Origin of the sequence: Amycolatopsis rhabdoformis (assembly GCF_035918295.1) — a bacterium.
Classification (GTDB): domain Bacteria; phylum Actinomycetota; class Actinomycetes; order Mycobacteriales; family Pseudonocardiaceae; genus Amycolatopsis; species Amycolatopsis rhabdoformis.
In genome coordinates, this window is sequence record NZ_CP142149.1 from 373725 (window position 1) to 394331 (window position 20607).

The window sequence follows — 20607 nt, forward strand, 5'->3', positions numbered from 1 at the left end:
CATCCCTCTTCGCTCGACGGCCTGTTCCGCTTCTGGAGTACCCGGTTGCCGAAGCCACCGGGGGTTGCCGATCCCGCCCCTTCCGGATAAGACTAGAACGTGTTCCACTTATGGCGGCCATCCGGAGGGAGGGACCGGCGTGGACTTCACCCCAGACGATACGCAGGCCGAGATCGCCGCGCTGACCACGCGGGTGCTCGGCAAATCGGCCGACGCGGGCGAACAGTGGCGCGCGCTGGCCGAGGCCGGGCTGCTCGCGCTCGCGCTGCCGCCGGAGCTGGACGGCAACGGCCTCGGCGTCGCGGAGGTCGCCGTCGTGCTCACGGAGGTGGGTCGCGCGGCCGCCGCGCTGCCCGCGTATGCCGTGCTGGCGCTGGGTGTTCTGCCGGTGGAGGCCCTCGGCACGCCCCGGCAGCGCGCGGAGCTGCTGCCGCCGGTCGCGGCCGGCGACGAGGTGCTCACGGCGGCGCTGCACGAGCCGTCCACGCCGCTCACGACCGTGCCGGACACCGTCGGTGAGGCAGCCGACGGTGTGTGGCAGCTCACCGGCGTGAAAACCGGCGTGCCGTACGCCGCGCAGGCCCGCCGGATCCTCACCCCGGTCGCGCTGCCCGGCGGCACCGCCGTGGCACTGGTCGACCCGCGTGCCAGCGGCGTCGAGGTGCTCCGCACGCACAGCTCGGCCGGCGCGCCCGAGTACACCGTGCGCCTCAGCGGCGTGCGGCTCGCCGACACGGAGTTCCTGCGTGACCGCTCGCCGGGCCACGCCGTCGCCACGCTGCACCGCTTCGCGCTCGCGGGCGCGCTGGCGCTCGGCGACGGTCTGCTGGCCGGCGCCCTCGCGCTCACGGCCCGGCACGTGGCGCACCGCGAGCAGTTCGGGCGTCCGCTGGCCGCGTTCCAGGCGGTGGCCCAGCAGATCGCCGACGTGTACGTGGCCGCCCGGACCGTGCACCTGGCGGCCACCTCGGCCGGCTGGCGGCTGGCCGCCGGGCTCGACGCCGACACCGAGCTCGACCTCGCCGCCTATTGGCTCGCCGAGCAGGCCCCCGCGGCGCTGGCCACGTGCCACCACCTGCACGGCGGCCTCGGCGTCGACCGCGACTACCCGCTGCACCGCTACTCCTCGGCCGTGAAGGACCTCGGCCGCGCGCTCGGCGGCGCCGCGCACCGGCTCGACCGGCTGGGGGAGCGGGTGGCCGGATGAGCACGCACATCGAGCTCACGGCCGCGCAACAGGCGTTGCGCACGGAGCTGCGGGAGTACTTCGCGGGCCTGCTCACGCCGGAGGAGCGGCGGGCGCTGCTGCGCGAACGCCACGGGCCGGTGTACCGCGAGGTGGTGCGCCGTCTGGGCCGCGACGGCAAGCTCGGCGTCGGCTGGCCGAAACGCTACGGCGGCCAGGGGTTCGGCGAGATCGAGCAGCACCTGTTCGTGGACGAGGCGGCGCGCGCGGACGTGCAGCTGCCGTCGGTGACGCTGCAGACCGTCGGCCCGACGCTGCAGGAGTTCGGCACGGAAGAACAGAAGGCGCGGTTCCTGCCGAAGATCCTGGCCGGCGAGATCCACTTCGCCATCGGCTACACCGAACCCGAGGCCGGCACGGATCTGGCGTCGCTGCGCACCCGAGCGGTGCGCGAAGGCGACGAGTACGTGGTCAGCGGCCAGAAGATCTTCACCACCGGCGGGCACGACGCGGACTACATCTGGCTGGCCGTGCGGACTTCCCCGGAAGCGCCGAAGCACCAGGGCATCTCGATCCTCATCGTCGACACGCGCGATCCCGGCTACTCGTGGACGCCGATCATCACCTGCGACGGCGCCCACCACGTGAACGCCACCTACTACGAGCGCGTGCGCGTGCCCGCGGATCTGCTGGTGGGCGCGGAAAACGGTGGCTGGCGGCTGATCACCACGCAGCTCAACCACGAGCGCGTGATGCTCGGGCCGGCCGGGCGGATCGGCGGGCTGCACGACCGCGTGTGGGCGTGGGCCGCCGAACGCAAGACGCCGGACGGTCTGCCGCTGCTGGATCTTCCGGACGTGCGCGCGGTGCTCGCCGAAACGTTCGCGGTGGCGCGGATCAACGAGCTGCTCAACTGGCAGGTGGCTTCGTCGGGGCGGGTTTCGGTGGCCGACGCGTCGGCCACGAAGGTGTTCGCCTCCGAGCGCATCCAGCGGATCGGGCGGCTGCTGGAAGAGCTGGTGGGCCGCCACGGCGACCTCGCCGACCCGGACACGGCCGAGCTGGCCGAATGGCTCGACGTGCTGGCCAAACGCAACCTGGTGCTCACGTTCGGCGGGGGCGTCGGCGAGATCCAGCGGGAGCTCATCGCCTCCGCCGGGCTGGGACTGCCGAGGGTGCCGCGATGACGACGATCGAGGAAGCCGCCGCGAAGATCGCCGCCGCGGGGCCGTGCGCGCCGCGGCTCGCGCGGGACCCGGTGAACCAGGCGATGGTGAACAACTGGGTCGAGGCGATCGGCGACACCAATCCGGTGTACACGGACGCTTCGTTCGAATCTGTCCACAACGGACTCGTGGCGCCGCCGGCGATGGCGCAGGTGTGGACGATGCCGGGCCTGCACGGCGTGCGCACCGACGACGACCCGATGGGCGCGATCATGGCGGTGCTCGACGAAGCCGGGTACACCTCCGTCGTCGCCACGAACTCCGAGCAGACGTACCACCGGTACCTGCGGCCGGGCGAGCGCGTCGCCGTGACGACGGAGCTGGCCGGCGTGACCGGGCCCAAGCGCACCGCGCTGGGCGAGGGCTGGTTCGTGACCACGGTGCTGCGCTGGTCGGTCGACGGCGAACCGGTGGCGGAGATGCTGTTCCGGGTGCTCAAGTTCCGGCCCGTTCCCGAGGCGTCCGCACCGGTGCTGCGGCCGGTGATCAGCCGTGACACCGAGTTCTTCTGGGCCGGCCTGCGCGAGGGTGAGCTGCGCATCCAGTGCTGGGGCGAGGTGCTGCGGCATCCGCCGGGCCCGATGCCGCCGGACGGCTCGCTCACCGCCGTTGCGGACTACGTCGTGGCGAGCGGACGCGGCACGGTCTACAGCTACGTGGTGCACCACCACCCGCCGGTGCCGGGCAAACGGCTGCCGTTCGTGGTGGCGCTGGTGGAACTGGAGGAGGGCGTGCGCGTGCTGGCGGAACTGCTCGACGCGGCGCCGGACGAGGTGCGGGTGGGCCTGCCGGTGGTCGCGGCGTTCGTGCGGGTGGACGACGAGCTGACGCTTCCGGCGTGGCGGGTGGCGCGATGAGCACCGAGCTGCCGCCGCTGACCATCGAGGCGAGCACCACGTTCGTGGTCAGCACCGCGCTCGCCACGCGGGACTTCCAGGACGTGCACCACGATCGCGAAGCCGCCGTCGCGCGGGGTTCGCGCGACATCTTCCTCAACATCCTCACCGACACCGGTCTCGTGCAACGGTTCGTGAGCGAGTGGGCCGGGCCGGAGGCGCTGATCCGCTCGATCAAGATCCGCCTCGGTGTGCCGTGTTACGCGGGCGACACGCTGACGTTCACCGGCCGCGTCGTCGCGCGTTCGGGTGCCGACGTGGAGGTGGCGGTGAGTGCGGTCGGCAGCCTCGGTGAGCACGTGACCGGCACGGTGGCCCTCACGGTGCCTGGCGGTGCGGCGTGACGCTTTCGGGTGCGGCGGCGATCGCCGGGATCGGGGCCACGGAATTCTCGAAGGACTCGGGCCGCAGCGAACTGCGGCTGGCGGCCGAATGCGTGTCCCACGCCTTGGCCGATGCGGGCCTGGTTCCGTCCGAAGTAGACGGACTCGTGTCGTTCACCATGGACGGCACGGCCGAGATCGCGCTGGCGCGGGAGCTCGGCATCCCGGAGCTCAAGTTCTTCAGCCGGGTCCACTACGGCGGTGGTGCCGCGGCCGCGACCGTGCAGCAGGCGGCGATGGCCGTGGCCACCGGCGTGGCCGACGTGGTGGTGGCGTACCGCGCGTTCAACGAACGCTCCGAGCAGCGCTTCGGCCGTGTGTCGGCCGCGGCGGCGGCGCAGGTGAACTCGTCAGGAGTGGACAACGCGTTCCACTACCCGATGGGCATCGCGACACCGGCCGCCACCGTCGCCATGGTCGCGCGGCGCTATCTGCACGACTACGGCGCCACCAGCGAGGACTTCGGCCGCGTCGCCGTGATCGACCGCGCGCACGCCGCCACCAATCCGGCGGCCTGGTTCCACGGCCGGCCGATCACGCTGGCCGAGCACCAGGCGTCGCGCTGGATCGCGGAACCGCTGCACCTGCTCGACTGCTGCCAGGAGAGCGACGGCGGGGTGGCGCTGGTGATCACTCGTCTCGACCGGGCGCTCGACCTGGCGCACCCGCCGGCCGTGATCGCCGCGGCGGCGCAGGGGAGCGGGCCGGACCAGTACGTGATGACCAGCTACTACCGCGACGACCTGGCCGCGCTGCCGGAGATGGGCGTGGTCGGGCGGCAGCTGTGGGCGCAGGCGGGGCTGAGACCGTCCGATGTGGACGTCGCGGTGCTGTACGACCACTTCACCCCGTACGTGCTGATGCAGCTGGAGGAGCTGGGCTTCTGCGGCCGGGGCGAGGCAAAGGACTTCATCGCCGGGGACACGCTCACGCTCGGCGGCGCGTTGCCGCTCAACCCGCACGGTGGCCAGCTCGGCGAGGCGTACCTCCACGGCATGAACGGCATCGCCGAAGCAGTGCGGCAGCTGCGCGGCACGGCGGTGAACCAGGTGCGCGACACCGAGACCGTGCTGGTGACCGCGGGCACCGGCGTGCCGACCAGTGGGCTCGTCCTCACTCGTCACTGAGAGCGACGCATACCCAGGGCCCGTACGGGGTAGCTCGGACGACGGCGTAACTCTTGTGGGGCAACGCCTTTCACCTCTTTGCTGGCTGGTGCTCACCCGTCGTGGGGTGCCACGGTGGAGATGAGCTCGGCAACGCAGCGTCAACGCTGGCACCGTGAAGGCAGGAACGATGTCCGGACCCACCGTCGGTTCGCCATGAGCACCCCGGTGCTGGTGGCGTGGCTGCTCACCGCCGTGTTCGCGGTGCTCGCGCTGCCGTGCGTGTTGCGGCTCGTGCGGCTCGACTACGCCCGCCTCGGTACCGGCGTGCGCAACGCCGACCTGGCCGAGCTGCTGCTGGTGGTGGCCATGGTGGCGATGATCTCGCCCGTCGGCGGCCCCATTCCCGCCGCCGGCTGGCAGGCGGTGTTCGCGCTCACGGCCGCGTGGTTCGGTTTCGCCTGGTGGCGGGGCCGGCGCCAGGCCTCGGGGTGTGCGCACCACGCCCTCTCGGCCGCGGCGATGCTGTACATGGTCACGGCGATGCCGCACGACGGCATGGCCCACGGGCCGTGGCTCACGATGTCCTCAATGGACACCCGGCTCGCGCTGCCGGTGCTCGCAGTGGCGGGTGCGGTGTACTTCGTGGCCGATGCCGCGCGTTCGGGCGTCGTCGCGGTGCGCACGCGCAGCGGTGCCGCGCCCGGGCTGACCTCGCGCACGGTGTGCCGCGCGGTGATGGGTGCCGGTATGGGGTACCTGCTGCTGGCCGCGGTGTGACTGAACGTTGCGGTGACCGGGTGTGGCGGTGGCAGGCGTTTGCCTGACGCGGTGTAGCCGCCTCGGGTGCGTTCAGCCGAGCCGACGGACCTCGCCGTCGGGCGGCGGTGTGCCGAGGTCCGGCAGCTCGGCCGCCGGGTGCTCGTCGATCCACTTGCGCGTGGCGGCCACGTCGCGGTCGAGTGCCTCGATCAGCTCCTCGCCCGAGTTGTACTTCTGCTGCTCACGCAGGTGCGCGCCGAGCCAGACGGTGAGCGTCTCACCGTAGAGGTCGTCTTTGAAGTCGAGCAGGTGCGCTTCGACGAGCCGGTAGCCGTCGGCGCCGTAGTAGGTGGGGCGGCGCCCCACGGACACCGCGGCGGCCACGTGCGTGCCGTCCGCGCGCTCGGCCCAGCCGGCCCACACGCCGTCGCCGACCTGTCCGCTCTGGTTGCGCAGCGCGATGTTCGCGGTCGGAAAGCCCAGCTCGCGGCCGCGCTTGTCGCCCGGTTCCACCGGCCCGCGGACCACGAAGAAGGTGCCGCTGTCCTCACCGCGAGCGTGCTCGTCCGCCATCCGCCGTCCCGTCCCTGTTCCGATGCGCTTCCCGACACCGTAATACTGGCGCTCGGCTCAGCGCGGCACGAGCACTGTGTCGGACAGCACAGGGGCTTCGTCACGCTCCGGAGCCGTGGTGGTCACCAGCAGCCGGTCGCTCTCGTGCCACACGCGCGTGCGCAGGGGCTCGCCCGGAAAGACCACCCCGGCGAACTTCGTCCCGAACGAGCGGATTCTGCCGGGGTCGCCGTCGAGGAACGCGTCGGTGAGCGCTTTGGCGACCACGCCGTAGGTGCACAGACCGTGCAGGATCGGCCGGTCGAACCCGGCCGCTTTCGCGAACGCCGGGTCGGCGTGCAGGGGGTTGCGGTCGCCGCACAGGCGGTAGAGCAGGGCTTGCTGGGGCAGTGTCGGGATGTCGAGCACGGCGTCGGGCTCGCGTTCGGGCCACGCGAGCCGGCCGGATGGCCCGCGCTCGCCGCCGAAGCCGCCTTCGCCGCGGGCGAAGATGCTCGACCTACTCGTCCACAATGGAGTTTCATCGGTCGCGGTCACCGTGGTCTCCTGCACGAGCACGGCGGCCTTGCCCTTGTCGTACACGTCGGTGATGCGGGTGTGCGCCACCGCTTCGCCGTCGACCGGGATCGGCCGGTGCACCTCGATCTCCTGCGTGCCGTGCAGCACCTTCGCGAGATCGATGTCCACGCCGGGGAACTTGAGCGCGGGCGGGGTGAAGGTGCGCAGGTTCACCGCGACCGTGGCGAACGTCGGGATCACGCGCAGGTCCTGCTCGTAGGTGTAGCGCAGCTCTCGCTCGTCGACCGGGTCGGCGCCGGCGCCCAGCGCGAGGTGGTAGAGCAGCACGTCGGACGCCGTCCACGCGAAGCGCACTGCGCCGAGGTCGGCGCCGATGGCGAGCGCGGGGTCGATGGGCAACGCGTTCTCCCTACTCGTAGCTCACCGACACCTCGTCCGTGACCGGCAGCGACTGGCAGGCCAGCACGATCCCGTCGGCGAGGTCTTCGGCGTCCAGCACCTCGTTGTTCAGCATCTTCACCTCACCCGACACCAGGCGGCACGCGCAAGCGCTGCACTGGCCTTCGCGGCACGAATACGGCGCGTCGAGCCCCTCGGCGAGCAGGTGGTCGAGCAGTTTTCGCTGCCGCGGCCAGGCGACAGCGCGGGTCTCGCCGTCGAGGTTCACGGTGAGCCGCGCGGTCTCGTCGCCGTCCGGCTCGGGCTCGGGGGTCGCCTCGAACGGGTTTCCGGTGAGGGAGTGGAACTTCTCGAGGTGTGCCCGCATCCCGAGCTCGGTCAACGCCGTTTTCGCCGCCGTCATGAACGGGGCCGGCCCGCACAGGAACGCCTCGTGGCCGCGGTACGGCGCGGCCAGCGTCTGCAGTGCGGCCACGGACGGCAACCCCTGCAGGCTCTCCAGCCAATGCACCACCGTGAGCCGCGCCGGATAGCGGCCGGCCAGCTCCGCCAGCTCCCGCGCGAAGATCACCGACGCTTCGTCGCGGTTGGCGTACACGAGCGTGGTCCTGCCGTGGCCGTGGTGCAGGGCGGACTTGAGGATCGACAGCACAGGCGTGATGCCGCTGCCCGCCGCGAACAGCAGGAAATCGCCGTCCGGGGAAGCCGGCCCGAAAACCCCGGCCGGGGGCAGCACGTCGATCCGCGCCCCGGGCCGCAACTCGTCGCACACCCAGCCGGAGCCGAACCCGGTGCGTTTCACGGTCACCTGCACCCGGCCCTCGTGCGGCGCGCTGGAGAGCGAGTAACACCGCGCGACGGATCCGTTGCGGTCACTGGGAATCCTCAGCGTGAGGAACTGCCCGGGCCGGTACTCGAACGCCGCTGCGTGCTCCGGCGGCACCGCGAACACGATCGAGCGCGCGTCCGCCGTCTCGACGATCACTTCGGCCACCGTCAGGGTCACGGCGTCAGCCATCACGCACCGTCAGCCTGCCGTCCGCCACGGCGTCGGAAATGCTGTCGGCGAGCTTCTCGCACGTGTCGAGCAACGCCGGATGGCGCCCGGCGGCCACGTGCGCGGCGAAGACGGGACAGCTGCGCGAGGCGTCGGTGGTCCACTGGATGCTCGTGTGCGCGAGGCTGTTCTTCTTCACCAGCACGATCGTGCCGCAGCTGCGGCATTCGTGCGGCCGCAGCCCGGCGGTGAGGAACTCCGTGACCTCGGACGTCACACGCTCGCCTCTTCCGCGCGCTGCTTCGCCAAGTTCTCGGCGACCTCCGCGGCCCAGGCTTCGTTGGCCTTGCTCGTGTCCACTTCGAACTCGAAACGCCGGGTCATGTCCTCGGTGACGCGCTCGGCGTCCACGTAGAACTGCTCGTACCAGCGGCGCAGCTGGTACACGGGCCCGTCTTCCTCACACAGCAACGGATTGTCGATGCGGCTCTTGTTCTTCCAGATCTCCACGTCCTGCAGGAACCCGACACCGATGCCCTTCGCGAGCTTCGCGGCGATCTTGTCGGCGTGCTCGTCGGAGATGCCGGGCAGCTTCTTCACCATGATGCCCCACTGCAGCACGAACGACGTCGGCGTCACGGGGTAGTGGCAGTTGATGAGCACGTTCTCGATCTCGAAGCCCTGGAACGAGTTCACCAGGTGGTTGATCATGTAGGAGGGTCCGAAGTACGAGGCTTCCGAGCGCAGCAGGTTGTCCTCGCCGCCGTAGTTCGAGGCCATACCCTTGTCGGGGCGGCCCTTGGTGTTGAGGAACTGCGTGGCGACGTGGCCTTCGAACACGTTCTTGAAGTACGTGGGGTAGGCGTAGTGGATGTAGAAGAAGTGCGCCATGTCCACGACGTTGTCGATGATCTCGCGGCAGTGGGCGTTCTCGATCAGGATCGAGTCCCACGTCCAGTTGCTCCACTCGGAGCTGAACGCGCCTTCCACGCGGGGGATCACCACGTCGTCGGGCGGCGGGTTGCCCTCGGGGTCGTGCCACACGAGCAGCTGCCGGTTTTCCTCCAGCACGCGCCAAGATCGCGTCCGCGCGCGCAGTGGAACTCGTTTGGCGTAGGGGATGGCGACGCACTTGCCGGCGCCGTTCCAGCGCCAGTCGTGAAACGGGCAGGCGATCTCGTCGCCCTTCACCGAACCCTGCGTGAGGTCGCCGCCCATGTGGCGGCAGTAGCCGTCGAGCACGCTGAGGCGGCCCGTCGAGTCGGCGAAGACCACGAGCTTGGTGCCGAACGCCTCGATGGCGTGGGGTCGGCCGTCGCGGAAGGTGTCGGCGAGGCCCAGGCAGTGCCAGCCGCGCGCGAACCGGGCCGGCGGCGTGCCGGCGTCGATCGTGCGGACGGTGTCGTGCTGTGGCGTCATGGCGTGCCTCCCGTGCCGGTCCGATCTTCGGTCGCCAGCCGCTCGGCCGCAAGGTAGCCGAACACCATCGCGGGCCCGATCGTCGCGCCGGGGCCGGCGTAGGTGCGGCCCATCACGGCCGCGCTGGTGTTGCCCGCCGCGAAGAGCCCGGGGATCACGGAGCCGTCTTCGCGCAGCACGCGGGCGTGTTCATCGGTGCGCAGCCCGCCCTTGGTGCCGAGGTCGCCGGGCACGATCTTCATCGCGTAGAACGGCGGTCTGGTCAGCGGGCCGAGGCTGGGATTGGGGTGGTGGCGCGGGTCGCCGTAGTAGTGGTCGTAGGCGCTGCGGCCGCGGTGGAAGTCTTCGTCGACGCCGGTGCGGGCGAAGCCGTTGAAGCGTTCGACGGTGCTTCTCAGCGCTTCTTCCGGCACCGAGATTTTCGTGGCCAGCTCAGTCAGGGTGGGCGCTTTCGCGACGATGCCGGCCTTGAACCAGCGGCCCGGCAACGGCCGGCGCGGGCCGATGCCGGTGAACAGGTAGCGGTCCTTGTAGCGCTGGTCGAACACGAGCCACGTGGGAATGTGCTCGCCGGGGCCGTCGCCTTCGCCGTACATCGCGTGCACGGCCTCGACGTAGGGCGCGGACTCGTTCACGAACCGGGCGCCGCGCGCGTCGACCATGAGCGAGCCGGGCCGGGACCGCTCGGCGAGGGCGAACCACGGGCCGCCGGTCAGCGGCATGGACGGGCCCCACCACGCGTCGTCCATGAGGTCGGTGGCGGCGCCGAGCTTCAGGCCGGCCGCGATGCCGTCACCGGTGTTGGCGGCGGCGCCGACGGTCCACTCGGTGCCGATGGGGGCGCGCTGGTACTTGGTGCGCATCTCCTCGTTGTGCTCGAAGCCGCCGCAGGCGAGTACCACGCCTCGGCGGGCTGTGAAAATTCGTTCGGCTGCTCGGACGCCGGTGACGCGGCCGTTTTCGGTGGTCAGCTCTCGGAGTGGGGTGTCGAGCAGGACGTCGACACCGGCGCGGCGCAACCCCAGGAAGAGGCCGGCCGCAAGCGCTTGCCCCATGGCGATCGGCTGCTGTCCGCGCAGCCGCCCGGCCAGCCAGCGCAGGCCGAGCTTCGCCACGCGGGCCGGGCCCTTCGGGTGGCGCGCGAGCAGGCTCAGCCACCGGTAGTCCGCCTGCGTGATCGGGACGCCGAGCGGCGGCGCGCTGTACGGCGGCTCGAGCCGGGTCAGGTCCTCGCCGAGGAGCTTCGCGTCGAGCGGCTGCGGCTCCACTGAGCGTCCGCCGGCGCGGCCGCCGGGGGCTTCGGGGTGGTAGTCGCTGTAGCCCGGCACCCAGCGGAACTCGAGCGGGGTGTGGCGCGTGACGAACTCCAGCACCTCGGGCCCGTGCGTGAGGAAGGCTTCGCGGTTGGCCGCGGGGACGACGTCGCCGACGATCGCGGCCAGGTATTCGCGGGCGCGTTCGGGCGGCTCGTTGATCCCGGCTTCTGCGAGGGCGTGGTTGCCGGGCAGCCAGACGCCGCCGCCGGAGCGCGCCGTCGACCCGCCGAAACAGCTCGCTTTCTCCACCACGACCACGCTGAGGCCCCGGTGCGCGGCGGCGAGCGCGGCGGTCATCCCGGCGGCGCCGCTGCCGGCCACCACCACGTCGTACGCGTTCGCCATGCCACCTCACATGTAACGTGTTATCGCGAGTTCCTGGCCTGTTCGGAGCAGCTTCTGTCACCATAGACGAGAACGTGTTCCAGTTCTAGGGTGGCCGACATGGACGAGCTCGTGGCAGACGTCGTCGTGATCGGAGTCGGCGCGGCCGGCGTGTGCGCGGCCATCGAGGCCGCCGACGCGGGAGCCGAGGTGCTGCTCCTCGACCGGTTCTCGGGTGGTGGCGCGAGCCGGGTCAGCGGGGGCGTGATCTACGCCGGCGGCGGCACGGCGCAGCAGGCCTCGGCTGGGGTTTCGGACACCGTTTCGGCGATGTTCGAGTACCTGCGCCTGGAGACCGACGGCGTGGTGTCCTCGCGGACGTTGCGGCGGTTCTGCGAGTCGAGCCCCGGGATGATCCAGTGGCTCGAGGGGCTGGGGGTGCCGTTCGAGGGGAGTTTGTGCCCGTACAAGACGTCGTATCCCAGCGACGCGCACTACCTGTACTACTCCGGGAGCGAGGCTTCGGGCGGCTTCCGGGACGCGGCCGCGCCGGCGCCGCGCGGGCATCGCGTGAAGGGCCCGGGGACGTCGGGGAAGCTGCTGATGGCGCGGCTGTTGTCGGCCGCTCGGCAGCGGGGGGTGCGGGTGGTGCCGCAGACTCGCGCTCGTTCGCTGGTTGTCTCCGATGGGGTGGTGACCGGCGTGGTCGGTGCCGGTTTGGCGGGCGCGCCTCGGTGGGCGCGGTTTTTGCACGCACGGCTGGCGTCGTACGCGGCGAAGCCGGGGATCTACGTGCCGCCGCTGCGCCGCGCGCTGCACCGGCGGGTCGTTTGGCTGGAGGAGCGGTACGCCTGCGAGGTGCGGATCGTGGCGCGCCGCGGCGTCGTGCTGGCGGCGGGCGGGTTCATCGCGAACCGCTCGTGGGTGCGCGAGCACGCGCCGGCGTATCGCGGCGGGCTTCCCTTGGGCACCTCGGCCGACGACGGTTCGGGGATTCAGCTGGGGGTCTCGGCGGGGGGCCGGGTCGCTGAGATGGACCGGATCTCCGCCTGGCGCTTTCTCACGCCACCGGCGGCGTTTCTCGGCGGCCTGCTCGTGGACGTCGACGGCCGGCGCGTCATCGACGAATCCCGCTACGGCGCGGCCATCGGCGAACGCCTGATCACCGCGCACGGGGGCCGGGGCTGGCTGCTCGTCGACTCGCGCGTGGTCGCCGCTGCGCGGCGCGACGGGCGCAAGCAGGGGCAGTGGTTCGCGTGGCTGCAGCTGCGGTACCTGCTCGGCCGAGGGCGCGTCACGGGCGCCTCGCTGGAGGAAGTGGCTCGGCGGGCCGGAATCGACCCGGCCGGCTTGCGGGCGTCGTACGACGCGTACCGCGCCGGCCCGGACCCGATGGGCAAGCCGCCGGAGTTCGCGGCACCGCTGGACACGCCGCCGTTTTCGCTCATCGACGTGTCCGTGCGGGGGAGCCTCGGGTATCCGTGTCCCATGTTGACGCTGGGCGGCCTGGTGGTCGACGAGGACACGGGCGCGGTCGCCGGCGTGCGCGGTCTGTACGCGGCGGGGCGCACCGCGGTGGGAATCTGTTCCAGGTCCTATGTGAGCGGCCTTTCGCTGGCGGACTGCGTGTTTTCCGGGCGCAGGGCGGGGCTGTCAGTGGCTCTGTCGCCCGGCCACGTCGACAAAAACGAGAACGTGTTCTAGTCTTGGTTTCGCGTCGAACGAGAGGACGGCCGATGAGCGAGCTGGCTGCCGTGATGGCGGGGGTGCGCGACCTGCTCCCGGTGCTGCGCGACCGCGCCCAGGAAACCGAAGACGCGCGGCGCGTGCCGGTGGAGTCGGTGAAGGCGTTGCAGGAGACGGGTTTCTTCCGGCTGCTGCAGCCGAAACCGTTCGGCGGCCTGGAAGCCGACCCGGTCACGTTTTATACCGCGGTGAAGCTCCTGGCGAGCGCCTGCGGCTCCACCGGCTGGGTCGCGTCCATCCTCGGCGTCCACCCGTGGCACCTGGCCCTCTTCGACGCCCAAGCCCAGCAAGACGTCTGGGGCGACGACCACGACGTGCGCATCTCCTCGTCCTATGCCCCCATGGGCAAGGCCACCGCCGTCGACGGCGGCTACCGCCTCTCGGGCCACTGGAGCTTCTCCTCGGGCTGCGACCACTGCACCTGGGCCCTGCTGGGCGCCCCGGCCTTCGCCGACGGCTCACCCGTCGACTTCTGCACCTACTTGGTGCCCTTGACGGACTACTCCATTGTGGACGTCTGGGACACCGTCGGCCTCCGCGGCACCGGCTCCAACGACATCGTGGTCGACGACGTCTTCGTCCCGGTCCACCGCGCCCTGTCTTTTGTGGCCACGTCGAAATGCCGCACTCCGGGCCAGGCCGTCAACCCGGGCCCGCTCTACAAGCTGCCGTACGGCTCCGTTCACCCCAGCACCATCACCGCCCCGATCATCGGCATGGCCCAAGGCGCCTACGACGCCCACGTCGCGACCCAGGGCACCCGCGTCCGCGCCGCGTACGCCGGCGAGAAGTCGGTGGACGACCCGTTCACCAAGGTCCGCATCGCCGAAGCCGCGAGCGAGATCGACGCCGCCTGGCTCCAGCTCACCCACAACATCGACGAGCTGTATCAGTTGGCTTGCCACAACGAAAAACTCCCGTTCCCCACCCGCCTCCGCGTCCGCCGCGACCAAGTCCGCGGCACCCAACGCGCCCTCTCCGCCATCGACCACCTCTTCGCCAACGCGGGCGCCCGCGCCCTCCACCGCACCACCCCCCTCCAACGCTTCTGGCGCGACGCCCACGCCGCCCGCGTCCACGCCGCCAACGACCCGGAACGCGCCTACGTCATGTACGGCACGGGGGCGTTCGGGTTGCCGGTCGAGAATGCGATGGTGTGATGGGTACTTGCGCTGTTGTCTCTCGGGGTTCTCCGCCGCTGCATTGCGAAACGGCGACCGAACACGCTCGTCATGTTCGGTTGGCTCCCGGTGTTGCGCTCGGTTTCGACCTGTTCGCCACCTCTCGCCCCGCCGACCCTCACCCCCGCGCCCGTGCCCTCGTCACCGACGACAGCCACGGCAGCTTCGTGAATCCGGGGTCGACCGCAGATTCTGCGCTTGGCTCTGGACGCCGGGCTGGTCTGTCGGCCGCCGATGACACCCGCTGCGGTTTCGTGAACCCAGGGTGGAGAGCACCGGTCATGTCCCGGGCGGTTCCTGAGTGGGCCGCCGACTCCACCTCCTGCTGCGTGTCGAGTCCGGGGTTGAGCAAAGGTTCTGTGTTTGACGCTGCGCGCTCGCCCAGCGTGTCGGCCGATGGCGGCAGCCGTGGCGGTTTCGCGAAGCCGGGGTCGGGCGGACCTTTTTTGCCGCGGGTGTTCCGCGTGCGGACTGCCGACTCCGCGTTTCGCAGTGCCGCGAATCCCAAGCCAACCGCCAGTTTTGTGTTCGGCGGTCCGCGCTCGACCGGCGTGTCGGCCGCCGATGACACCCCCTGCGGCTTCCTGAACCCGGGGTCGGGCGGGCCTTTAATGCCACGTGCGCTCCGTGTGCAGGCCGCCCGCTCCACCTACCGTGACACCGTGAACCCAAGGGAGGCTGCGCCCTTCATCGCTCGGGCGCCCCGACTGCGGGGTGCCGGATCTTGCCTACCGCGGTGCTGTGAATCGGTCGTCGAGCGCAGGTTCGGCGTTTGCCGCCCGGCGTCCGGCCGGTGTGTGGGCCGCCGATGGTACCCGCGGCAGCTTCGTGCACCCGAGGTCGAGCGCACCCTTCGTGGCCCGGGCCGTCCGCACGTGGGCCGCCGGCCTTATCATTGGCGGAGCTGCGAATCCGTCCTCGACCGCACGCTCCCTGTCGATGATTCCGGGCCCGCGTACATCAACTCCCGCGCCGAGACGTTCGTTTCACCCGTCAGGAATGCGGTGAGGTGATGGGTTCTTTCGTTCCAGTCCCAAGTGGACTTTCCTTGCACTACCACGAAGCCGGCACCGAACACGCCGACACCGTGATTCTCCTGCACGGCGGCGGCCCGGGCGCTTCGGCGTGGTCCAACTTCGGGCGCAACCTGCCGGAGTTCGGCAAGGCGTACCGCACGCTCGCCGTCGACCAGCCGGGCTTCGGGATGTCCTCGAAGCCCACCGAGCACCCGCACTACTTCCGCTACAGCGCCGAAGCCGTCGTCGGTCTCATGGACGCCCTCGGCATCGAACGCGCCCACTTCGTCGGCAACTCGCTCGGCGCGGGCGCCGCCGTACGCCTGGCCTTGGACCACCCGTCGCGGGCCGGCCGCCTGGTCCTGATGGGCGCGGGCGGCCTGAGCGTCAACCTCTTCGCGCCAGACCCGACCGAGGGCGTACGCCTGCTCGGCCGCTTCGCCGCGTCACCCACCCGCGAACGCATGGCCGCCTTCCTGCGGATCATGGTCCACGACCAATCCCTGATCACCGACGAACTCGTCGACGAACGCTTCGCCGCCGCGTCCACACCGGAATCCTTGGCAGCCATGCTCTCCCTCGGCCGCTCCTTCGCCACCTCCGCCGAGGACGGCCTCCTGTGGCGCGACGCCTACCGCCTGCGCCAGCGCGTCCTGCTCGTCTGGGGCCGCGAAGACCGCGTCAACCCCCTCGACGGCGCCCTCGTCGCCCTCAAGACGATCCCGCGCGCCCAGCTCCACGTCTTCGGCGGCTGCGGCCACTGGGCCCAGGTCGAGAAGTTCGACGAGTTCAACCGCCTCACCCTCGACTTCCTCGGGAGCGCCTGATGTCCATCAGCTCCCTCGGCTACCTCCGCATCGAAGCGACCGACATCGCCGCATGGCGCGTCTTTGCCTTGAAGGTGCTCGGCCTCGTCGAAGGCACCGGCCCGAACCCCGACGCCCTGTACCTCCGCATGGACGACTTCCCCGCCCGCCTGGTCGTCGTTCCGGGCCAGGCCGATCGCCTCGCCGGCGTCGGCTGGGAGGCCGCCAACGCCGCCGAAGTCGACGACATCCGTACCCGCCTGGCCGCCGCTTCCGTGCCCTACAAGGAAGGCACGCCCGACGAACTCGCCGACCGCCGCGTCGCCGAACTGATCACCTTCGCCGACCCGTCGGGCACCGTGCTGGAGGTCTTCCACGGCGTCGCGCTCCAGCACCGCCGCGTGGTGAGCCCCTACGGCCACCACTTCGTCACCGGCGCCCAAGGCCTCGGCCACGTCGTCCTCTCCACCCACGACGACGCCGCCGCCCTCGCTTTCTACCGCGACATCCTCGGCTTCCGCCTCCGCGACTCGATGCGCCTGCCGCCCCAACTCGTCGGCCGCCCCGCCGACGGCCCACCCGCGTGGCTCCGCTTCTTCGGCTGCAACCCGCGCCACCACAGCCTCGCGTTCCTGCCCATGCCCACCCCCAGCGGCATCGTCCACCTCATGCTGGAAGTCGAGACGACAGACGACGTCGGCCTCTGCCTCGACCGCGCCCACCGCCGCGAGGTGCCGCTGTCCGCCACCCTCGGCCGCCACGTCAACGACCTCATGCTCTCCTTCTACCTCAAAACCCCCGGCGGCTTCGACCTCGAATTCGGCTGCGAAGGCCGCCAAGTCGACGACACCACCTGGCTCGCCCGCGAAAGCACCGCCGTCTCCCTTTGGGGCCACGACTTCACGGTCGGCTCCCGATGACCACAGCCGGCTCCGCACAGGACAACGAACTCCACAGACGTTGCCGGACGGGCAACGCCACCCCCAGGCCGGTACCGACTTCCCTGCCGTCTCCGATGAGCACCGCCGTCTCCCCGGCAAGGCCGCAACTTCAGACGTCGGCCCCTGAACGCCATCGCCGCTTTCCCCCGGCGCGACGACTCCCCGGTCAGCCTTCGATGAGCATCGCCGCCTTCGTCTGGCGCGGCGACTCCACGGTCGGCCCTCGATGACTATCGCCGACTTTGCCTGGCGCGACGACTCCCCGGTCGGCCCTCGATGACCATCTCCGTCCTCGACCCGTCGCGGTTCCGCGCCGTGCTGGGCCACTTCTGCACCGGCGTCACCATCGTCACCGGCCACGACGGCACCGCGCCCGTGGGCTTCGCGTGCCAGTCGTTCGCAGCGCTGTCGCTCGACCCGCCGCTGGCGTTGTTCTGTGTCGCCCGCACCTCGCGCACCTGGCCGGTCCTCGCCGCTGCGGGCCGCTTCGCCATCAACGTCCTCGCCGAACACCAACGCGACATCAGCACCACTTTCGGCACCCGCGGCGACGACAAATTCACCGCCGTCACCTGGCACCCCGCCCCGTCCGGTGCTCCGCTCATCGACGGTGCCCTCACCTGGCTCGACTGCACCCTCGAAACCGCGCACCCGGCCGGCGATCACCACATCGTGATCGGCCGCGTGACCGCCCTCGGCGATACCTCCGACGCCCGACCGCTCCTCTTCCACCGCGGTCAGTACACCGTCACGGAACCTGTTCCGGAGCCACTCGAAGCACTCCTGCCCTGGCCTCGACCGGACGACTGGCTGTAGACCTCCCTTCACTTCCACCGGAAATGCACGAACACCCGCCCGAAGTTGTCTTTGTCCTTCTCCACGCGGTGGTAGAGCGCCTTGATCTCCTTCCTTTCCAAGAACCGCAACACATGTTTCTTCAGCTGCCCGGACCCCTTGCCCGGGATGATCTCCACGACCGGCGCCTTCTTCGCCACGGCTTCGTCGATCACCGCCCGCAGAGCCCGGTCGATCTCCCCTCCTCGGTTGTAGATGTCGTGCAGGTCGAGTTTGAGCTTCATGACGTCAAGCCTGCCACGAGCGACCCCTCGAACCATTCCGTGAATCACTGGAGCAGCACCGTTCCATCATGCGCACGCCGGTCGGCCACTGTTGTCATGCGTCAAGGAGTTGGCAGGGTTTGATCTTGATAGAGCTGGGCTCAGCACATGTACGTTCAGGCTCGACGGCGACCTCGGACAGGTCGAGCCCGAGGCCGGTGGCAGCCAAGCGGGTGGACTGCCGGAACTCAGGAGTCGCCGCTCACCGACCGATGCTGACGTGGCCGATGGGCCTGCGTTCCGAAGCGACCCACGGTCGCGACCTGATCAGTCGACGGGTTACTGGTTGAAGAACGTCTTCAGTACACGGGCCATGAGTTCGGGGGCGACGACGTGTCCCTGCCCGTCGAGCGTGTGTCGTTCGGTCTGGGGGGTGGCAGCGGCAATCGCTTTCGCGGCGCGGTCGAAGAAATCAGTCGGGAGGCCCGTCAGCTGGGGCTGGGTGATCGGACCCTCGGTGGTCACCAGGACCGACTGAGTGATGCGGGCAAATCGGTTCGTGGGGATCTTGTAGTCATTGAGGACCATTGCGTCCTTGACGAGCGTGTGGGCGAGCGCGACGGACAAGGCCCAGTACGGGTGCTGTTTGCCAGCCGCGATGTCCGCGTCGGGTCCGCCGGTAAGCCTCATGAACAGTTCCAGCATCTCCTCGTCCCGGCCGGCTTTGTCTGCCTCGTGAGTGTCCGCGAGGTACTGGTTGAACCTCGGCCACAGGTCGTGCCCGATCACGTACGGCACATCCCACACCGCGATCTTGTCGATCGCCGAACCTGCCGCTGCTGCCTCCAGCGCGAGGGCGCCGCCAGATGAGGCGCCGTACACGTGAGCTGAGCCGCCGGCTGTCGCAATCAGCGCGTCGAGGTCTTCCACCTCCCGCGCCACGGCGTACGGCGGTGTATCGCCGCTGTCGCCCCGGCCGCGTCGTGCGTAGTTGTAGACCGTGAAATGGTTGGCGAGGAGCCGGGCCAGCGGCGCGTTCTCAGCGCCGTCGTCCAGGGTGCCGCCGACGAGGATGACCGCCGGGCCAGTGCCTTTCCGGTCGTAGGCGATCCTCGTACCGTCGGCGGACGTCACGCGAAGTGTCATCTCGTTCACTGCTTCTCCCCATTTCTCGATGCGTGGTCGTCACCATCGGAGCATGTCGACCAAGGACCACCCGGGGGCCCCGTCGCCGTGCCGTGTGTAGCCGATGACGGTGCCGTCGACGGAGACCAGATTCACACTCCTAATTTAGGAGCATTCACACCTGTTGTGCAAGTAGAATCGGGTGCATGAGCAAGAAGCGGCTGTTCGACGACCCCTGCGGCATCGCGCGAGCGCTGAATGCGGTCGGCGAGCGGTGGGCGTTGCTCGTCGTGCGGGAGCTGGTCTTCGGCCCGAAGCGCTACTCCGACCTGCACCGCGGGCTGCCGCAGATGAGCCAGAACGTCCTCGCGCAGCGGTTGCGCGAGCTCGAAGCCGACGGCCTGGTGCGGCGAAGGCGCCTGGGACCGCCTGCGCCCGCCGCCGTGTATGAACTCACGGAGCGCGGGCAGGAACTGGAGCCCGTGCTCCGCGCGCTCGCCCACTGGGGCAGCCGCGCACCACTGCCCGAGGACGGCGCGGCGGAACTGAGCGTCGACGCGCTGCTGTTCGCCCTGCGCGCCACCTTCGATCCGGCACTGGCGGGTGAGCTGTCGCTGCGCTGCCAGCTGGACGTCGCGGGCGATCGGTTCCGCATCACCGTTGCGGGCGGGCGCCTCGAGTTGGACCGCGGTGAGCACGCCGAACCCGAGGCGTGGCTGACCGTGCCGGAGGCGGCGACATTGCGCGATCTGGTGTTCGCTGGTGCCGCGCTGCACGACGCCGTCGAGCGGGCAGACACCGAGGTGGCGGGCGATACCGCGCGGCTCGCCGCACTGCTGCGCTGCTTTCCCGCAGCCGTGCGGTATCCGGCGCCACAGGACCCCGGGCCGCCGGATCCCGTGTCGCCGGGCCCCGTTTCACCTGGCCCCGAGTCACCGAACGCCGAACACCCGGATCCCGCCGTCAGCGCAAGAAGTCGTCGGGGGTGAGCGGCAGTCCGCGGACCCCGGACACCGGTGGCGAGGTTGCGCCGGCCGACAGTTCAGACTCCGCGGGCTCGCGGAACTCATCGCCGAGGCGACGACGCACCACTTGGATAGCGACACGCGGCTCTACGCCTGGCGCTGGTCGAAGCACGGCCCGTTGTCGGTGACCACCGCGACCGGTGCGGGCGCTTCGCCGATGACGAAGTCGTCGGCGTCGATGACATCCATCCAGCCCCGGTCGGCGCGGAGATCATCGAGGTCGAGGACCCGTTCCACCTCGACCACCGCACGCCGCAGGCAGGCGAGCGCGTCCTGACCGCGGCTGGTTGGGGTGACGGTGGCGGCCGGACAGTACTTGCTTGCGTAGTCGATGACGGCGCAGATCCGCCAGATCCCGCCGCGGGCGGTCTCGAACTCGCTGAAGTCCATCTGCCAGACCCGGTTCCGCTCGGTCGGCGGGTCACGGAACACCCGCTTGCGAAGCCGTGACCAGGATCTGCGGTCGGCGCGGAACCCGGACGGCAGCAGCGGCCCGCGGCGGCGTAACGCCCGTTCCACGGTCGAGGTGGACACTGTGTGGCTGTCGGCGCGCATCATCGCGGCGATCTTGCGGTGTCCTCAGGCGGGCCAGTCCGCGGCGTA

The 20607-nt window shown here is 70.5% G+C and carries 21 protein-coding genes; 12 read left to right on the plus strand and 9 right to left on the minus strand.

Translation table 11 applies throughout. The annotated features are described in order from the left end of the window. The first annotated feature begins 139 nt into the window (after window positions 1-139). The 6 genes from VSH64_RS01715 to VSH64_RS01740 all read left to right on the plus strand — a co-directional run bounded on the left by VSH64_RS01715 (window position 140) and on the right by VSH64_RS01740 (window position 5577). The gene (locus VSH64_RS01715; protein WP_326569795.1) at window positions 140-1207 is read left to right on the plus strand and encodes an acyl-CoA dehydrogenase family protein; all 1068 of its coding nucleotides are present in this window, start codon (window positions 140-142) and stop codon (window positions 1205-1207) included. Continuing rightward, on the plus strand, window positions 1204-2373 hold the full coding sequence (locus tag VSH64_RS01720) for an acyl-CoA dehydrogenase family protein (RefSeq protein ID WP_326569796.1): 1170 nt from the start codon (window positions 1204-1206) through the stop codon (window positions 2371-2373). Before VSH64_RS01715 ends, VSH64_RS01720 begins: the two co-directional genes overlap by 4 nt. Beyond that, window positions 2370-3269, plus strand: a complete 900-nt coding sequence (locus tag VSH64_RS01725; RefSeq protein ID WP_326569797.1) for a bifunctional MaoC family dehydratase N-terminal/OB-fold nucleic acid binding domain-containing protein — start codon at window positions 2370-2372, stop codon at window positions 3267-3269. Before VSH64_RS01720 ends, VSH64_RS01725 begins: the two co-directional genes overlap by 4 nt. Then, on the plus strand, window positions 3266-3652 hold the full coding sequence (locus VSH64_RS01730; RefSeq protein ID WP_326569798.1) for a MaoC family dehydratase: 387 nt from the start codon (window positions 3266-3268) through the stop codon (window positions 3650-3652). Before VSH64_RS01725 ends, VSH64_RS01730 begins: the two co-directional genes overlap by 4 nt. Further along, on the plus strand, window positions 3649-4818 hold the full coding sequence (locus tag VSH64_RS01735; RefSeq protein WP_326569799.1) for a lipid-transfer protein: 1170 nt from the start codon (window positions 3649-3651) through the stop codon (window positions 4816-4818). The genes VSH64_RS01730 and VSH64_RS01735 overlap by 4 nt, the downstream gene beginning before the upstream one ends. Before the next feature lie 195 nt (window positions 4819-5013). Further along, complete coding sequence (locus VSH64_RS01740) at window positions 5014-5577, plus strand: DUF5134 domain-containing protein (protein ID WP_326569800.1); 564 nt, start codon at window positions 5014-5016, stop codon at window positions 5575-5577. A gap of 72 nt (window positions 5578-5649) precedes the next feature. Here the strand turns inward: VSH64_RS01740 and VSH64_RS01745 are convergent, their stop codons facing one another. Genes VSH64_RS01745 through kstD form a run of 6 tightly spaced genes read right to left on the minus strand, consistent with a single transcriptional unit; the run spans window position 5650 to window position 11127 of the window. Further along, window positions 5650-6132: a riboflavin kinase gene (locus VSH64_RS01745; protein ID WP_326569801.1), complete on the minus strand. Its 483-nt coding sequence runs from the start codon at window positions 6130-6132 to the stop codon at window positions 5650-5652. Between the two features lie 57 nt (window positions 6133-6189). Next, window positions 6190-7050: a MaoC/PaaZ C-terminal domain-containing protein gene (locus VSH64_RS01750; RefSeq protein ID WP_326569802.1), complete on the minus strand. Its 861-nt coding sequence runs from the start codon at window positions 7048-7050 to the stop codon at window positions 6190-6192. 10 nt (window positions 7051-7060) lie between these two features. Next, entirely contained in the window at window positions 7061-8068 is a 1008-nt protein-coding gene (locus tag VSH64_RS01755; RefSeq protein ID WP_326569803.1) for a ferredoxin--NADP reductase, read from the minus strand. Further along, complete coding sequence (locus tag VSH64_RS01760; protein ID WP_326569804.1) at window positions 8061-8324, minus strand: hypothetical protein; 264 nt, start codon at window positions 8322-8324, stop codon at window positions 8061-8063. Before VSH64_RS01760 ends, VSH64_RS01755 begins: the two co-directional genes overlap by 8 nt. Then, on the minus strand, window positions 8321-9466 hold the full coding sequence (locus tag VSH64_RS01765) for a Rieske 2Fe-2S domain-containing protein (RefSeq protein ID WP_326569805.1): 1146 nt from the start codon (window positions 9464-9466) through the stop codon (window positions 8321-8323). The genes VSH64_RS01760 and VSH64_RS01765 overlap by 4 nt, the downstream gene beginning before the upstream one ends. After that, window positions 9463-11127 carry a 3-oxosteroid 1-dehydrogenase gene (kstD, locus tag VSH64_RS01770; protein WP_326569806.1) on the minus strand — a complete coding sequence of 555 codons (1665 nt, stop codon included), beginning with the start codon at window positions 11125-11127 and terminating at the stop codon, window positions 9463-9465. The genes VSH64_RS01765 and kstD overlap by 4 nt, the downstream gene beginning before the upstream one ends. A 99-nt stretch (window positions 11128-11226) precedes the next feature. Here kstD and VSH64_RS01775 point away from each other — a divergent pair, with 99 nt between their 5' ends. From VSH64_RS01775 to hsaB, 5 genes are all read left to right on the plus strand, one after another. Next, window positions 11227-12810, plus strand: a complete 1584-nt coding sequence (locus VSH64_RS01775) for an FAD-binding protein (protein ID WP_326569807.1) — start codon at window positions 11227-11229, stop codon at window positions 12808-12810. A gap of 32 nt (window positions 12811-12842) precedes the next feature. After that, on the plus strand, window positions 12843-14012 hold the full coding sequence (hsaA, locus tag VSH64_RS01780; protein WP_326569808.1) for a 3-hydroxy-9,10-secoandrosta-1,3,5(10)-triene-9,17-dione monooxygenase oxygenase subunit: 1170 nt from the start codon (window positions 12843-12845) through the stop codon (window positions 14010-14012). A gap of 1033 nt (window positions 14013-15045) precedes the next feature. Next, window positions 15046-15876: a 4,5:9,10-diseco-3-hydroxy-5,9,17-trioxoandrosta-1(10),2-diene-4-oate hydrolase gene (gene hsaD, locus VSH64_RS01785; RefSeq protein ID WP_326569809.1), complete on the plus strand. Its 831-nt coding sequence runs from the start codon at window positions 15046-15048 to the stop codon at window positions 15874-15876. After that, entirely contained in the window at window positions 15876-16775 is a 900-nt protein-coding gene (gene hsaC / locus VSH64_RS01790) for an iron-dependent extradiol dioxygenase HsaC (protein ID WP_326569810.1), read from the plus strand. The genes hsaD and hsaC overlap by 1 nt, the downstream gene beginning before the upstream one ends. A gap of 297 nt (window positions 16776-17072) precedes the next feature. Continuing rightward, entirely contained in the window at window positions 17073-17612 is a 540-nt protein-coding gene (hsaB, locus tag VSH64_RS01795) for a 3-hydroxy-9,10-secoandrosta-1,3,5(10)-triene-9,17-dione monooxygenase reductase subunit (protein WP_326569811.1), read from the plus strand. An 8-nt stretch (window positions 17613-17620) separates the two neighbouring features. Here the strand turns inward: hsaB and VSH64_RS01800 are convergent, their stop codons facing one another. Together VSH64_RS01800 and VSH64_RS01805 are read right to left on the minus strand one after the other, a co-directional pair. Then, entirely contained in the window at window positions 17621-17875 is a 255-nt protein-coding gene (locus tag VSH64_RS01800) for a Smr/MutS family protein (protein ID WP_326569812.1), read from the minus strand. 318 nt (window positions 17876-18193) lie between these two features. Beyond that, on the minus strand, window positions 18194-19000 hold the full coding sequence (locus VSH64_RS01805; RefSeq protein ID WP_326837876.1) for an alpha/beta fold hydrolase: 807 nt from the start codon (window positions 18998-19000) through the stop codon (window positions 18194-18196). 185 nt (window positions 19001-19185) lie between these two features. Between VSH64_RS01805 and VSH64_RS01810 the strand changes: the two genes are divergently transcribed. Further along, window positions 19186-19968, plus strand: coding sequence for a winged helix-turn-helix transcriptional regulator (locus tag VSH64_RS01810; protein WP_326569813.1), 783 nt, complete (start codon window positions 19186-19188; stop codon window positions 19966-19968). A gap of 123 nt (window positions 19969-20091) precedes the next feature. Here the strand turns inward: VSH64_RS01810 and VSH64_RS01815 are convergent, their stop codons facing one another. Beyond that, window positions 20092-20562 carry a DDE-type integrase/transposase/recombinase gene (locus VSH64_RS01815; RefSeq protein WP_326569814.1) on the minus strand — a complete coding sequence of 157 codons (471 nt, stop codon included), beginning with the start codon at window positions 20560-20562 and terminating at the stop codon, window positions 20092-20094. Between the last annotated feature and the right edge of the window lie 45 nt (window positions 20563-20607).

Bases quoted from the DNA above. Each gene is read 5' to 3' on its own strand.
- VSH64_RS01805 (WP_326837876.1), bottom strand. From the start codon at position 19,000: ATGACACTTCGCGTGACGTCCGCCGACGGTACGAGGATCGCCTACGAC.
- VSH64_RS01800 (WP_326569812.1), bottom strand. From the start codon at position 17,875: ATGAAGCTCAAACTCGACCTGCACGACATCTACAACCGAGGAGGGGAG.
- hsaB (WP_326569811.1), top strand. From the start codon at position 17,073: ATGACCATCTCCGTCCTCGACCCGTCGCGGTTCCGCGCCGTGCTGGGC.
- VSH64_RS01730 (WP_326569798.1), top strand. From the start codon at position 3,266: ATGAGCACCGAGCTGCCGCCGCTGACCATCGAGGCGAGCACCACGTTC.
- hsaA (WP_326569808.1), top strand. From the start codon at position 12,843: ATGAGCGAGCTGGCTGCCGTGATGGCGGGGGTGCGCGACCTGCTCCCG.
- VSH64_RS01725 (WP_326569797.1), top strand. From the start codon at position 2,370: ATGACGACGATCGAGGAAGCCGCCGCGAAGATCGCCGCCGCGGGGCCG.
- VSH64_RS01765 (WP_326569805.1), bottom strand. From the start codon at position 9,466: ATGACGCCACAGCACGACACCGTCCGCACGATCGACGCCGGCACGCCG.
- hsaC (WP_326569810.1), top strand. From the start codon at position 15,876: ATGTCCATCAGCTCCCTCGGCTACCTCCGCATCGAAGCGACCGACATC.
- VSH64_RS01810 (WP_326569813.1), top strand. From the start codon at position 19,186: ATGAGCAAGAAGCGGCTGTTCGACGACCCCTGCGGCATCGCGCGAGCG.
- hsaD (WP_326569809.1), top strand. From the start codon at position 15,046: ATGGGTTCTTTCGTTCCAGTCCCAAGTGGACTTTCCTTGCACTACCAC.
- VSH64_RS01720 (WP_326569796.1), top strand. From the start codon at position 1,204: ATGAGCACGCACATCGAGCTCACGGCCGCGCAACAGGCGTTGCGCACG.
- VSH64_RS01815 (WP_326569814.1), bottom strand. From the start codon at position 20,562: ATGATGCGCGCCGACAGCCACACAGTGTCCACCTCGACCGTGGAACGG.
- kstD (WP_326569806.1), bottom strand. From the start codon at position 11,127: ATGGCGAACGCGTACGACGTGGTGGTGGCCGGCAGCGGCGCCGCCGGG.
- VSH64_RS01740 (WP_326569800.1), top strand. From the start codon at position 5,014: ATGAGCACCCCGGTGCTGGTGGCGTGGCTGCTCACCGCCGTGTTCGCG.
- VSH64_RS01775 (WP_326569807.1), top strand. From the start codon at position 11,227: ATGGACGAGCTCGTGGCAGACGTCGTCGTGATCGGAGTCGGCGCGGCC.
- VSH64_RS01755 (WP_326569803.1), bottom strand. From the start codon at position 8,068: ATGGCTGACGCCGTGACCCTGACGGTGGCCGAAGTGATCGTCGAGACG.
- VSH64_RS01745 (WP_326569801.1), bottom strand. From the start codon at position 6,132: ATGGCGGACGAGCACGCTCGCGGTGAGGACAGCGGCACCTTCTTCGTG.